The organism is Gardnerella greenwoodii 00703Dmash (genome assembly GCF_000263635.1).
GTDB classification, from domain to species: Bacteria; Actinomycetota; Actinomycetes; order Actinomycetales; family Bifidobacteriaceae; genus Bifidobacterium; species Bifidobacterium greenwoodii.
The window spans coordinates 14,560-27,959 of record NZ_ADEV01000004.1 but is presented as its reverse complement, the minus strand read 5'-3'; the positions used below and the strand labels follow the sequence as shown (position 1 = coordinate 27,959).

At 45.4% G+C, this 13,400-nt stretch carries 9 protein-coding genes and 1 tRNA gene; 6 read left to right on the top strand and 4 right to left on the bottom strand.

Annotation, left to right across the window (positions count from 1 at the left end):
• Positions 1-31: 31 nt before the first annotated feature.
• Positions 32-1,027: a 23S rRNA (guanosine(2251)-2'-O)-methyltransferase RlmB gene (gene rlmB / locus NG78_RS05245; protein ID WP_004133839.1), complete on the top strand. Its 996-nt coding sequence runs from the start codon at positions 32-34 to the stop codon at positions 1,025-1,027.
• 131 nt (positions 1,028-1,158) lie between these two features.
• Positions 1,159-2,865: a hypothetical protein gene (locus NG78_RS05250; RefSeq protein ID WP_004126686.1), complete on the top strand. Its 1,707-nt coding sequence runs from the start codon at positions 1,159-1,161 to the stop codon at positions 2,863-2,865.
• A gap of 107 nt (positions 2,866-2,972) precedes the next feature.
• On the opposite strand, the gene NG78_RS05255 is transcribed toward NG78_RS05250, so the two are convergent.
• Complete coding sequence (locus NG78_RS05255; protein WP_004133837.1) at positions 2,973-4,796, bottom strand: S1C family serine protease; 1,824 nt, start codon at positions 4,794-4,796, stop codon at positions 2,973-2,975.
• Positions 4,797-4,882: 86 nt separating this feature from the next.
• Between NG78_RS05255 and tgt the strand changes: the two genes are divergently transcribed.
• From tgt to NG78_RS05275, 4 genes are all read left to right on the top strand, one after another.
• The gene (gene tgt, locus NG78_RS05260; RefSeq protein WP_004133834.1) at positions 4,883-6,208 is read left to right on the top strand and encodes a tRNA guanosine(34) transglycosylase Tgt; all 1,326 of its coding nucleotides are present in this window, start codon (positions 4,883-4,885) and stop codon (positions 6,206-6,208) included.
• Between the two features lie 75 nt (positions 6,209-6,283).
• A tRNA-Leu gene (locus NG78_RS05265) sits at positions 6,284-6,366 on the top strand.
• Positions 6,367-6,545: 179 nt separating this feature from the next.
• Entirely contained in the window at positions 6,546-9,191 is a 2,646-nt protein-coding gene (locus tag NG78_RS05270) for a sialidase family protein (RefSeq protein ID WP_004133831.1), read from the top strand.
• On the top strand, positions 9,175-9,966 hold the full coding sequence (locus NG78_RS05275; RefSeq protein ID WP_004126698.1) for a FadR/GntR family transcriptional regulator: 792 nt from the start codon (positions 9,175-9,177) through the stop codon (positions 9,964-9,966). The genes NG78_RS05270 and NG78_RS05275 overlap by 17 nt, the downstream gene beginning before the upstream one ends.
• A 118-nt stretch (positions 9,967-10,084) precedes the next feature.
• Here the strand turns inward: NG78_RS05275 and nagA are convergent, their stop codons facing one another.
• The 3 genes from nagA to NG78_RS05290 form a co-directional block, all read right to left on the bottom strand.
• Positions 10,085-11,344 carry an N-acetylglucosamine-6-phosphate deacetylase gene (nagA, locus tag NG78_RS05280; protein ID WP_004133830.1) on the bottom strand — a complete coding sequence of 420 codons (1,260 nt, stop codon included), beginning with the start codon at positions 11,342-11,344 and terminating at the stop codon, positions 10,085-10,087.
• Between the two features lie 73 nt (positions 11,345-11,417).
• Positions 11,418-12,230, bottom strand: a complete 813-nt coding sequence (nagB, locus tag NG78_RS05285; protein WP_004133829.1) for a glucosamine-6-phosphate deaminase — start codon at positions 12,228-12,230, stop codon at positions 11,418-11,420.
• 160 nt (positions 12,231-12,390) lie between these two features.
• Positions 12,391-13,350, bottom strand: a complete 960-nt coding sequence (locus NG78_RS05290; protein ID WP_004133827.1) for a dihydrodipicolinate synthase family protein — start codon at positions 13,348-13,350, stop codon at positions 12,391-12,393.
• Positions 13,351-13,400 lie beyond the last annotated feature (50 nt).

The following is a 13,400-nucleotide window of genomic DNA, read 5'->3' as shown; positions in this document are numbered from 1 at the left end:
CAATGCCTCGGGGGCATGTGAGAATAGAGGTATGACTACGAAAAAAGGACCGACCAAGGGGTCGGGTGGAAAACATCGCAATGCATTGCGAGGCAAAGGGCCTACGCCAAAGGCTGAAGATCGCGTATATCATAAGGCTTATTTCGCTAAGAAAGCTGCTATAAAGCGCACTTTCGCTGATCCGCGTTTAGCTGCAAGGCGAAGGGTAGATAAGTTCGCTTCTGATTCGGATGAGTTGGTTATTGGCCGTAATGCTGTTCTTGAAGCTCTTAGAGTTGGAGTTCCAAGTTTACAGTTGTACGTTGCAAGCCGAATCGAACATGATGATCGCACTCGCGAAATTGTAAAACTTGCTGGAGTTAAGGGCTTGCGTCTGCTGGAAGCTGACCGCTTGGAAATGGATAGAATTGCGCGTTCTAGCAACCATCAGGGCATTATTTTGAAAGTTCAGCCTTACCAGTATTACTCTTTGCAGGAATTGGTTGAGCGTGCAGAAAAGAAGTCTCGCGCAATGGAAGCCGCCGATTCTGCAGCCGCTCGAATTAATGCTCGTCCTCTGTTTATTGCTTTAGACGGTGTGACGGATCCGCAAAATTTGGGCGCTGTTATTCGTTCTGCGGCAGCATTCGGAGCTAACGGTGTGATTTTGCCTGAGCGTAGAAGCGCTTCCGTAACTGCAGCAGCTTGGAAGGTTTCGGCTGGAGCTGCGGCGCATTTGCCAGTTGCTAGAGTTGTTAATTTGAATAAGGCTATTCAAGGTTTGCGCGAACGCGGCTGGTATGCGATTGGTCTTGACGGTGGCGGAGATAAGCTCGTTGGCGAAACTGGTTTTGAAACTGATCCGCTGGTTGTGGTTCTTGGCTCTGAAGGTAAGGGCATGAGCAGACTAACTCGTGAAGTTTGTGATGCTATTGCTGGAATCCCAATTTCTAGCGCGGTTGAATCTCTTAACGCCTCGGTTGCGGCTGGAATCAGCTTGTATGCTGTGGCTAACGCTCGTCGTTTGGCTGCATTGAATCAAAACTAAAAAAATTTCAAACTTTAAAATCACGCTTGCACTGTATTGTTACGGTGTTAGCGTGATTTTATTTGGTTGGGGCTTTTATTTGCTGAAGTTTAGTACTGACGCAATTTTGAAAGAAATAATTAAATAGAAATATGCATATTAGTGAAAATACTATAGAAGAAAATAAAACATTTATGAACGAAAATACTATTACGAATACGAGTACTGCAAATACAAATACTCCGAAAACAACAAATAAACTATGGATTGTAAAGCATGCGCGCGCGCTTAGTTTTATTGCATACATGGCTGTTGTTGCAGTAGTTATGTACTTCCATGAACCGTGGTTTGACGAAGCGCAGAGTTGGCTTATTGCGCGTGATTCTTCGTTTGCTGATTTGTTAACTCTTCGTCCGCATTACGAAGGACATCCGCCACTTTGGACGCTTCTTCTTTCAATCCCTGCAAAAACAGGTGTTCCGTACGAAATTGGTCTTAAAGGCGTGCAGTTTTTGTGCGCTGCTCTTCTAGGAGGATGGCTGATTTTCCGCGCTCCTTTTAATCGCCTTACTATTGCGCTTCTGCCATTTACTTATTTTATTTGCTTCCAATACGGAGTTACTGCACGCCCTTACGCATTGCTATGTGTTTCTTTGCTAATGGTTGCACATTATTGGAAATATGCGGATTCTAAGCCATCTAATACTTGGAAACTTGTGCTAAGTCTTGTGTTAATGTGTGCGATTAGCTCTTATGGAATTGCTATTGCTGCAGGTTTTGCCTTGGCTTGGGTTGTGCGAAGCGTACAGATAGCTGGAATTAAGAATGCTGTTTGTGAAATATTTTCTAATATAAATCGTTTGCTTGGCTGGATTTTACTTGCTTTTGTTGGTTTTGCAAGCATTGCCTGCATTTGGCCTGCTGCTAACGCATTTGGTTCTCGCGCAACTTTTAGCGGAAATTCTCATCTTATTCAATTCTTGTATTTTATTTTCGTAGTTCCGTCAGAAAGCATGTTTACAGCATTCGCTGGAGACGTTTCTTTGAGAAGAATGTCTTTAGGAATATTGCCAACTATTATTTGCGTTCTTATTTCAATACTGATTTGGGCTTTTGCTATTTGTATTGCAAAACGTAGGAAAATGTTGGTATCTCTTATTCTTCCTTATTTGACTTTTGCTATTATTGCAACGCAATATTTTACTTTGCATCATGCAGGAATCGTATTCGTATTCTTTATTGCGCAACTGTGGATGTGTGTTGCTAATAAGCCGCTTAATTTTGATATTACGCTTGCAAATAAGTTAAGTAATAAGTGTGCATTTACTCAATCTATTATTGTTATTTTGTTGGCGCCAAGTTTGATTTGGAATATATTTGCTTGCGTTAATGATATTAGATTCGACTACTCAGGTTCTCGCGCTCTTGCGCAATTCATTCAGAGAAATCACGCAGAAAATAAGCGTTTTGTAACATCTTGGCTTCATAAAGAAGAAAAATTAGATAGTAACGGTAATACTATTTCTCCAGAATTTGAAGATGTTCACCAGTATTCTTGGCAGCTTATTACAGCAAACCCTTATTTTGCGAAGAATCTTATTGATTGCAGTTATAAAAACAGTTCGTTTATTACTAATGAACGTCCTTCTGAGTCTCAAGCGTGGGGTGAAATATCAGCTTGCAAGGCTAAAAAAGAACCTCAATTCTTTGTAACCGAATCAAGCGAACCGTGGTACTACTTTGTTGCATTGGACTACAATATTGAGCATTACACGGCGCATGTTATTGCTAAAACTAAATCCTCTTTCAAATCGAATGTTTCCGAAGGAACAGTAACTGTATACGAGCGCAAAAAGTAGCGTGAATAAATAAACAAATACGCCCCAATTGTAAGATAATCGCAAGATGCATCTTACTGTTGGGGCGTACTTATTATGGCCTTAAATATTTGCAGGCGTTATTTAATTTACCAGAATCCGAACGGATCAAAGATGCCGCCGTCATCTCCGTCACTATCGTCACGCTGCTGTAAATCGTCGTCATCGTCATCGGATTTATTACCACGATTTCGAGAATTCTTTTTATTATTCTTCAGCGTCTTTTCTTTACGATTCATTCCGCTAACAGCAGCTTCTTCTTGGTTGAACGTAACAGTCAATTTAAGAGTGTTTCCGCCGCGAACTACAGTAAGTGTAGCCTTATTGTTAAACGCTGTTGCTCGAACGTAACCAAGTAGAGCGTAATTATTAGCAACAGGTTTATCGTCAAACGCCACAATGGTGTCTCCAGCTTTAAGTCCTGCCTTAGCTGCCGGAGTTCCTTGATTTACAGAAACAATTTGAGCGCCGCTGCGAGTAATACCATTTGATTCCACGGCAACACTTTTAATCATAATTCCCAAAGCAACGTGCTTAACAGAACCATTTTTAATAATTTCTGAAACTACTCGCTTTACCAAGTTTGCTGGTATTGCAAAACCAATACCAATCGAGCCTGCTGTTCCGCCTTGAGTAGAAGTGGCTGCAATAGAAGAGTTTATGCCAATAATTTGGCCTGCCGCGTTAAAAGTTGGTCCGCCAGAATTTCCTGGATTGATAGCGGCATCGATTTGTACAGCATTAGTTACGATTTCTGAACGGCTTTGATCGTCCATAACAGATACTGGACGATTTAACGCTGAAACAATACCTGTTGTAGCAGTATCGTCGTAGCCTAGCGGGTTGCCAATAGCCATAACTGCTTCACCAACAGCAAGCAAATCTGAATTTGCAAATTGTGCAGTTTTCAAATTTTTTGGCGGATTATCAAGCTTAAGAACAGCCAAATCTGTTGTTTTATCTGCTCCAACTAAAGTTGCAGAATATATTTGGCCGTTAGAAAGCGTAACTTGAATTTGTTTTGCGTCTGCAATTACGTGATTATTCGTAACTGCGTATCCTTTAGAATCAATTATTACGCCTGAACCTTTGCCCATTCCCTTGGCTAAGCGCGTTTGAATAGAAATTACAGAGCCAGAAACTTGACGAGCTACTCCACGCCAATCAGGAGATTGTGCGCCTTTAACTATTGCGGTTCCAGGACCAGATGCTTTTGAACCGACGCTTTCTAAGGAGCTTCCTTGTGGAATTGCAATAAGGCCTTGCGAAACTACGAAAGTCATTACAACAACACAAACTATTGCTGAAATTACTGCAGATAAAATAGCAATCATAACAGGCGGAGTGTTGTTATTTTCCTGAAGATTAACAAACTTTTCGCCTTTATTTACTGCGCTTGTTTCGCTGTGGTCTCCTTCATTTGTGCTATTGAACACTGGAGGAAGATTTTGCTGCGCATTTTGATTAACATTATCGCCATTTGTGTGGCTAGTGTTTTCGTTAGATTCGTATGGATTCCCGAACGCATTAGGAGTATTTGCTGAAGGGGCATAAGGATTTTGTGGCCCAACATATGAGGAAGGTGCCGCATTAGCGTTAGGCATATTCGCGTTAGGATAATTTGCGCTAGGTTGGTTTACTACAGGCTGACTTGCTGTTTCCCTATTGTTCACAGGTCCGTATGCGCCGAACTCTGGCGCAGGACTATAAGCTTGAACATTCTGAGCAGTACGCGGCTGCGAGTTTTGTTGCGGCTGTGTGTTCTGCGAATCCTGCTGAGCTTGCGCAGCTTGCTGATCCTGCTGATCCTGCTGATTTTGCGGGCTCTGCGGGCCTTGTTGCTGCGCAATAGCCTCAGTATTTACATTGTTATTGGATTCCTGCTGATTGGTACCATACAAATCGTCAGCCATTCATCCTCCTTAAAAAAGACTCTTGATACACCATCATAAACCATCTTCTTATTTATGCACTATTAAATTTATTTAATGCTATCGTCATGCCTTCTAATAAAGTAAAGGTTATGACAAGTCTTCTTGAACATCCACGCGGAGCTGAGCCTGGGAAGCCTGGTGACCGCAAAGAATTTTCGTTTACAAACAAAACGCGACTTTCTAATACTGCTGAAGGTAAAGGTCGTGACGGCGCTCGCTACGGGCGCACTGGCGTAATACACACTCCTCACGGAGATATTCAAACTCCAGCTTTCGTGCCTGTTGCAACTCAAGCTGCAATGAAAGCTGTATTGCCGGAAAGCATTAAAGATTTAGGTGCGCAATGCATGCTTTCAAACGCTTTTCACTTGTATGAGCGTCCGGGCGCGGATGTTCTTGATGAGGCTGGCGGTTTAGGAAAGTTTATGAACTGGGATAAGCCAACTTTCACAGACTCTGGCGGTTTTCAGGTTCTATCTCTCGGCGCTGGTTTTAAAAAGACGCTTGCAATGGATGTTACTGGCATGAAGTCAGACGATGTTATTGCAGCTGGAAAAGAGCGTATGGCTTTTGTTGACGAGGACGGCGTAACTTTTAAGTCTCCTCTTAACGGAGCAAAGCACCGTTTTAGTGCCGAAATTTCTATGGGAATTCAGCATAAGCTTGGTGCGGATATTATGTTTTCTTTCGACGAGCTTACTACTTTGATGAATACTCGCCGATATCAAGAGGAATCTGTAGAGCGCACTTTCCGCTGGGCAAAGCGTTGTGTTGCAGAGCATCAGCGTTTAACTAAGGAGCGTGTAGGCAAGCCGTATCAAGCGTTATATGGCGTTGTGCAGGGCGCGAATTATGAGGATTTGCGTAGGCATGCGGCCGAGCAGATTGCTTCTTTAGATTTTGATGGCGTTGGCATTGGTGGCGCTATTGAGAAGCGAATTATTGGTGATACTTGCGCTTGGATTTGCGATGCTATGCCGGAAAATCGCCCACGCCACGTGCTTGGTATTGCAGCCGTGGATGATATTTTTGCTTGCGTTGAAAACGGCGGAGATACTTTCGACTGTGTTGCTCCGGCTCGATGCGGAAGAAACGGAGCAATTTTTACTCGCCATGGGCGTTATAACGTTAAGCGCGCAGAGTTTAAGCATGATCAGCGTCCGCTTGAAGAAGGCTGCGATTGCTACACTTGCACTCATTATTCCAGAATGTATGTGGATCATTTGTTGCGCGCTAGTGAAATGAACGGATTTACGCTTGCAACAATTCACAACGAGCGTTTCTTTGTGAAGCTGCTCGACGATATCCGAGCTTCTATTGACGGCGGATATTTTGAAGAGTTCCGCGATGAGACTCTTGCGCACTATTACGAAAACGGTTCTAAAGGCTGAGAGCAGTTTTGACCACAAAATGCTAGGCTAAACATTGCGAATTTATATCAAATATGATAGCCTTGCACTTTGTATGCGAACGTGGCGGAATGGTAGACGCGCTGTCTTCAGGTGGCAGTGAGTGTATACTCGTGCGGGTTCAAGTCCCGCCGTTCGCACTCTTTAAGAACGTTGATTTTTCAACGTTCTTTTTTATTTTGTGGCAACGGCTGCAACATCATGTGTAATAATTGTGCATTTGCTTAAAAATGTGTGATAGACTGAATAGTGAACGTCGTAAGACGTCAGATGTGTTAAAACATTGGTGTTTTAATTTTTACGGTCATGGAGGACTAAAATGGAACGTCGTTCAACGAAGACGACGAACCTGGGTGAAGAAATTGCCAATATCTGGGGTTCGGCACACACGCGATTCAATCATACCACAATAAAAATTACGGCAGCTAGCGAAAATAGCGGGAATCGCGGGAATCGCGGGAATCAAAACGAAGGAATAATAGGGTTCAAATTTGTAGCAAATGCGGATTGCGATTTATTGAATATTAAGCCCGCGCAAAAATCGCAAGCTTCCACGCATCAAGAGCACGCAACTCCAATAATAAAAATAAGTATTAAAGAAGATGCTCCCCTGCTTAGTGCGCAAAATCTTTTAGAAGATAACGCCGACGCAAACGGTGCAAAAGAAATTGCACTGCACATGGAAGATGCGCTAGGCGCATGCGATGGGCGCGAACACGATTTTGCAATAACGTACGGAAGTTTTGGGAGCCGATTTTATTTAGACGGATACCAGTGCTTTGCGAGCGCAACGAATCTTGGACCGCAAAGAGTGAGCGAAAAAGCGGCCGAAGTGTGTGCAGTACAGGCAGAATCTTCGCAAATCTACGACTTTTACTACTCAAACCACTTGCCAAATCCAGAAGAAATCGCAAATTCGGCCACTCAAGCACAGCCAGACATATGGTTTGCAGGAGCTACGATTTGCGCAAGAGACATAAAACGCGTATCTTGCAAGTCCAGCGGAACGCTGCACATTCAATTTAGGCTGCGCGGGCCAGGCCAACACGGAGTGCTTTTTGCAGCCGGAACTGTTGGAACGAAAACTAATCTAGAATCTAGCGAAAAAATAAGCGTGTATGCAGGGCCAGAAGGCATAAAAATCACGCTAATCGACAGCGAAACGTGCGTAAAAAGCGTAATCGAAGCAGCCGCAAGTGTTGACGACGGCGAATGGCACGACTTGATTATTCGCGCAAATCGCGGAGCAATCGACATTTACGTAGACGGATACAGCCAGTCGCACAACATAGGACAATTCTGGTTTGCAAACATAACGGGATTAAACGCCGTAAGCATTGGCGAAAACCTGCGCGGAGTGCGATTAATGGGCGAAGCTAGAACGGGCGGAATCTACTTTAGTGCGCTAAGTGAAGGCCAAATCCAAAGAATATCAAGAGTAAAACCGCTTGTAACAACTGCATTATTCGACACAGGCTACGCAGGCTCTCGCAGCTACAGAATACCGTCGCTTGTAAAAACGCGCATGGGAACGCTAATCGCGGGAGCAGACCAGCGAACAAGCGTTTCGAACGACGCTCCAAATCACATAAACTTTGTGATTCGCAGGTCTGCGGACGGCGGCAAAACGTGGGGGCCTTTGCAAACCGTAATCAACATGCCTGGCAAAAACCTTGGAAAACTGGGCGCCAGCGCAATCGACTCCTGCCCTGTTTTAGACCCAGAAGGCAAAAGCGAAAGAATCAACGTATTAATTGACATTAATCCTGGCGGAATTGGGCTAACAAATTGCAAAACAGCTGTAGGCGTAGACGCATGCGGAAGAATCAAGCTTATAGACCGCTTAGGTGGCCACTACGCGGCGGCAATGGACGCAAGCGCAGCCGTAAAATTGCCATGCAATTCTAGCGAAAAAGAATGCGCAACAAACTGGCTAATTTACCCAGATGGAAGCATAAAAAATGGCGATTTGAGCGGAGACCTGAGCAGCGGATTGCACAATAATCAAACTTGCGACAGTTCCACGTGGGACATATGGAAATCGCCAGAAATTGCAAGCGAAAGTCAGCCATTATTCGCCGAAAAAACTTGCTACATAGCGCAAATCTACTCGGACGACGACGGCGAAACGTGGAGCGCACCACGCTTAATTGACCACATGGTTAAAGAACCGTGGATGAGCTTCGCTGGAGTATGCCCAGGGAACGGAATTATTATTAGGCATAGCGAAAAACATTACGGCAGAATACTCGTGCCATTTTATTGCAGCGGCCAAAGCAAATCGCACTATTCTTCGGGAGCGCTTATTTCGGACGACGACGGCGAAACGTGGCGCCGAGGCAAAATGATTAACGAAGGGCGATTAATGGGCGGCAAAATCGTAGATCCCGCAACAATGCAAGACGACGATGCAACAAGCTCCGAAACCGTGTTTGTAGAGCGCAAAAATGGCGATATTCTGGCGTTCTTCCGCAATCAAAATCGCTCGGGCTGCGTAGGCAAGGCCATTAGTCACGATTGCGGCGAAACGTGGAGCGAGCTGATTTTTGACCAAAGCTTGCCCGAGATATTCAGCCAGCCGAGCGCAACCTGCTTCAGCGGCGAAAACGCGCAAAACGCAGACTGCATAGCATTTGCAAACGCAAGCCAAATGATGCCGTACCGCGGCCGCGGAGTTGTGCGATTTAGCTTCGACGGCGGCAAAACGTGGCAAAAAAATGTGTGCATAAACCCATTCCACCACGTTTATCAATGCCTTACCTCTAGCAATAAACACAATTTGCAACTACTGTGGGAAAAAGAGACTACTGGAATTTATATAACAGCAATAGATTCCTCGCTTTGTCGGCAAGATAGTTTGCAAACAGGTTTCAAAAACAAAGTACACAAAAACGAAAAAATGGAAGAAATAAAAGAGAGAAGACTCATGCGAACTGAAAGGAGCCAAAATGGAAGAGACATTTAGCAGCTGCGAAGACGATGAGATGACAACACTAGACCGCTTATCGTTATTGCAAGCAAGCTCTAACTCCGCTCCGATTGTTGCAAGAAAACGTTGCGACGAAACGATGGATGCAATCAGATCGCTTATTTTAAGAGAACGTTTGCAACCAAAAGACATGCTGCCAACTGAGCCAATGCTATGCAATTTGATTGGCGCATCAAGGTCATCGGTGCGCGAGGCGATTCGCAAGCTGGAAGCACTTAACATTGTGGAAGTTAAGCAAGGGAAAGGCATGTTTGTTGGCTCGCTATCTTTGGACCCAATGGTGGAAACACTCGCTTTTCGCTCCTTAATCTCCATTAATAAGAATTTTGAAGACTTGAGTAACGTTGTAGAAATGCGCAAATTCCTAGACCTTGGATGCGCGGATAAAGTTGTTGAGTCGCTTAAGGGAACGCAGCATCCAGAGCTGGAAGCGCTTTCGGAAACAATGACAAAAGAGGCGCATGCTGGAAAAACGTTCTTGGAACAAGACATTGCTTTCCACACGGGCATTTTGCGCGCGGTAAACAATACGATTGCAGAGCAATTTGTGCGATGCTTGTGGCTTGTGCATATGGCTGTTTTGCCACAATTGGGGCTGGAAGTTTCGGACGAGCTTGAAAAAACCGCTAGAGCGCATGAACTTATGCTTAAAACTGCTATTGCGGGAGACGCAGACGGATATAGGCAGGCTGTAAATAGCCATTACGAGCCAATTCAGTCGATTTTGCTTAATAGACTGCAAAAGCGCTGAAGCACATACATTCTATAAAATGGAAGAACCGCTCTAGTTTAGAGAGCGGTTCTTCCATCTTCAATGGTGATGCCTGAGTACTACAGCATCACGATTAATCGCAACGACACGATTTCCGTTACGAAATTTTATGGCCTTCTAGCCAAACGTGCTCGACGGCCAAAGTCCCAGAATTAAGCAAAAGTAAGTCGGCTGCGTAACCCTTTTCAACCAAGCCCAAAGGCGCGTTAGTTATACCATTCTGCTTATCTACCCCAAGAGCGCGGGCTGGAACGAGAGTTGCAGCCGCAATTGCCGCCGGCAAGCCAATGCCAAGCTCTTTAACAGCGCGCTTAATCGCAACGTCCAACGTTAAAGTAGACCCCGCTATAGCGCCATTAGAAACAAGCCTTGCATGACCGTCTGTAACCTGAACGTCAAGTGCTCCAAGCTTATAAGAGCCATCCGCGCAACCGGTGGCGGCCATAGCGTCTGTTACAAACGCAATCCTTCCAGCCGCCGCCTTAAACGCCATTCGCAAAACTGGGTTTTCAACGTGGAAGCCGTCGTTAATAAGCTCAATCGTTACGCGCGGATCTTCCAAGGCTGCAGGAATTGGGCCTGGCTTTCGGTGATGAATGCCGTTCATAGCGTTAAACATGTGAGTCATAAGCGTGGAACCTGCATTAAACGCGGCGCGAGCAGTGTTATAGTCTGCGTCGCAATGGCCTACTGCTGGAATCACGCCAGCTTTCACAAAACGCTTAATGGCTTCCATGCCGTGTGCGCGCTCTGGAGCCAAAGTAATCTGGCGCAAAGTGCCATCCGCCGCCTCAAGCAGCGCCTCAACGCGCTCGGGAGTAGGGTCCACTAGGCAATTAGGGTCGTGCGCGCCTTTTCGAGAAAGCGCCAAAAATGGTCCTTCCAAATGCGAACCAAGCACATCTGGTCGCGTTTGCATAACGCGCTTAACGGTGCGCAAATTCTCTTGCATTACGTCAAGAGGATTTGTAATCAAGCTAAGAACTTGCCTAGTTGTTCCGTGAAGCATGTGATACGCGCGCGCAATGGCAATCCCTTCGGCACCGTCGTCAAACGAATGTTCCCAGGCTCCATGAGCGTGCAAATCAATATAGCCTGGCGCAGCAAAATAGCCACCGCCGTCTACAACATTTAAGTCAGATGCGCGCAAGCCGCAAGCATTAATCGCCAGCGCAAGGTCTTCGTCTAAAATGCCCGTTTCTAAAATCACGCCATCTTTAACCAAAATCCAAGCGTTAGGAACAATCCCGCGCGCGTCTACAACGCTAACGTTTCGCACTACAAAACTGCGTCCCTCGTTTGATTTTAGTGAATCATCAATCTTATTTACGGCATCTAAGTATGCATTTTTTGACATTTAACCCACCTGCGTTTGTGCTTTTGAATACGTTACTTAATTTTAGACTTATCTATCAGAGGTATCGGATCTATCAGATTCCCTGCCAAGATGGCTTATTTGTGTACACCCAACGATAGTAGTCTGCCAACTTAAGCTTGCTTGCTGCCGCTTCGTCTATAATCACGGTTGCGTGTGGATGCATTTGAAGCGCGGAAGCTGGGCATAGCGAGCTTACTCCGCCTTCTAGCGTTGCAGCTACAGCATCTGCCTTATTTGAGCCGAACGCAAGAAGAACAAGATGCTTAGCGCGCAAAATCGTTCCAATTCCTTGGGTTATGCAGTGAGTTGGAACCTGGTTAATATCTCCGTCGAAGAATCGGCGGTTATCTACACGAGTCTGCTCAGTTAAGGTTTTTACGCGCGTTCCAGACGCAAGCGAAGATCCCGGCTCGTTGAATCCAACGTGGCCGTCGGAGCCAATTCCCAAGATTTGCACGTCGATTCCACCAGCAGCAGCAATAGCAGCGTCGTAGTCAGCTCCAGCGTGCGCAATCTTGCTGCCTTCGCTTAATGGCGCTCCGTTAAGAACATCTCCTGGAACGTGCACTAAATCTGGGTTTAGGCCGATTAAGTCGGTTACGGTTCTGCGGATTGTGCTGTGGTAGGACTGTTCGTGCTCTAATGGCAATCCAATGTACTCGTCAAGCGCAAATCCGCGCACGCGACTAACGTCAACATTATTTTCTTTAACAAGCTTTGCAAGATGCTCGTAGGCTTTTAATGGGCTAGACCCTGTAGCCAGGCCAAGTACTGCGTCTGTCTTGCGACTAATCAAATCTACAACTGCTTTTGCGTAGAGCTCGCCAGCTTCATCCTGATCTTTTACAATAATAACTTCTGCCATCTTTGCTTCTCCTTTAAAGCTTTAAGCAATTATTAGCATTGCGGCATGCGAATTAACGCACACCGCAACACTATTTACTTACTATGCACCATAAATAAAAGGCTTTATTAGATTATTTATGATTATTTATGATTTTTACTTAAGATACGCACTTAAGCCGCTACTTAGTGGAATCGCTCACTTCTTGCGGGGTCTTTGCCAAAGTCAAGCCAACTTCCTTAAGAACGCCAGCCACGGCTTCAACATTTTCTCCCTTAAGTGGGCAAACTGGATCTGGCATCTGATTTGTGTCAAACACGCCAAGCAATGCCATTGCGGTCTTAAATGCTCCAACGCCAGCGCCGAAGCCTGCCACGCCGCTAGGTACGGTAACAATTCGCATCAAAGCAGCAAGCCAATCCTGCTCCTTCTTAACCGTTGCCCAATCGCCAGCCTGAGCAGCCTTCCACATTCGCACGTAACCAGTTGCTTCAACGTTTGCAAGGCCTGGAACAGATCCGTCTGCGCCAGCCATGTATGCTCCATCAACAACAACCTCTTGGCCCGTAAGCAAAGTCAATGGGTGGCCAGCCTTGTTGTTGTCGTCTACAAGGAACCTAAACGACACGTCGTCGTTGGAAGAATCCTTAACGCCAGCAAGCACGCCATCTTTTCCAAGCTTTACAAGCAAATTGCCAGGAAGTTTCGTGTGCACGCAAACTGGAATGTCGTAAGCAAATAATGGCAAATCTGGAACAGCTTCGTGAATAAGACGGAAGTGGCGCTCAACTTCTGCCATGCCGCCGAGTGCGTAGAATGGCGCTGTTGCAACGATTGCAGAAGCCCCAAGCTCCTTGGCTTCCTTTGCGTGCTCAATTACGCGGTTTGTTTCCGTGTCAATGCAGCCAACCAAAACTGGCACACGGCCGTCTACAATGCGCATTACGTTTTCAATGATTTCACGGCGGCGCTTATCTGTGCTAAATGCCACTTCGCCAGAAGAGCCAAGTGTAAACAGGCCGTCTACTCCAGCATCAATCATGCGATTAAGTGAGCGCTCAAAGCTAACAACGTCTACTTCGCCATCTGCAGTTAATGGCGTAACAACTGGAGGAATAACGCCGTGGAATTTTTCAGTCATAATTACACTTCTTTCGTGCTTAAAGTTTCGATATTAAATTTCGATATTAA

Excerpts from the sequence above, each read along its gene's own strand:
- nagA (WP_004133830.1), bottom strand. The coding sequence starts at position 11,344 with ATGTCAAAAAATGCATACTTAGATGCCGTAAATAAGATTGATGATTCA.
- NG78_RS05270 (WP_004133831.1), top strand. The coding sequence starts at position 6,546 with ATGGAACGTCGTTCAACGAAGACGACGAACCTGGGTGAAGAAATTGCC.
- NG78_RS05250 (WP_004126686.1), top strand. The coding sequence starts at position 1,159 with ATGCATATTAGTGAAAATACTATAGAAGAAAATAAAACATTTATGAAC.
- nagB (WP_004133829.1), bottom strand. The coding sequence starts at position 12,230 with ATGGCAGAAGTTATTATTGTAAAAGATCAGGATGAAGCTGGCGAGCTC.
- tgt (WP_004133834.1), top strand. The coding sequence starts at position 4,883 with ATGCCTTCTAATAAAGTAAAGGTTATGACAAGTCTTCTTGAACATCCA.
- NG78_RS05255 (WP_004133837.1), bottom strand. The coding sequence starts at position 4,796 with ATGGCTGACGATTTGTATGGTACCAATCAGCAGGAATCCAATAACAAT.
- NG78_RS05290 (WP_004133827.1), bottom strand. The coding sequence starts at position 13,350 with ATGACTGAAAAATTCCACGGCGTTATTCCTCCAGTTGTTACGCCATTA.
- NG78_RS05275 (WP_004126698.1), top strand. The coding sequence starts at position 9,175 with ATGGAAGAGACATTTAGCAGCTGCGAAGACGATGAGATGACAACACTA.
- rlmB (WP_004133839.1), top strand. The coding sequence starts at position 32 with ATGACTACGAAAAAAGGACCGACCAAGGGGTCGGGTGGAAAACATCGC.